The sequence below is a fragment of the Campylobacter sp. RM9328 genome (assembly GCF_012978615.1).
On sequence record NZ_LIWF01000098.1, the window covers coordinates 1 to 294 of the forward strand.

Genomic DNA, 294 nt, shown 5'->3' on the forward strand with positions numbered 1-294 from the left:
GTGGGTTATTTGGATTAAAAATAGCATTTAAAACCGCAAAAATATCAGAATATTTTATAGTTTTTATATCTTTATTGCCAAAGCTTGGTAGGATATAGTTTTGGTGTTGTTTGGTTATTTTAGCGATATAGCTTTGGCTTATGCCATTTTTTAGTTTTTGTTTGATATATGTGTTAAATAAATTTTTATATAGATATTTTTCATCTTTACCCATAATTGTATTTATATCTTTACCGCTCTCAAGCTCTTTTAAAATCTTTAAGGCATCACGCCTAGCTTCAGCTACGCTATAAA

At 27.9% G+C, this 294-nt stretch carries 1 protein-coding gene; it reads right to left on the reverse strand.

From position 1 onward, the window contains the following. On the reverse strand, window positions 1-294 hold a 294-nt coding region (locus CCAL9328_RS10855), incomplete at both ends, for a phage integrase central domain-containing protein (RefSeq protein ID WP_502707306.1).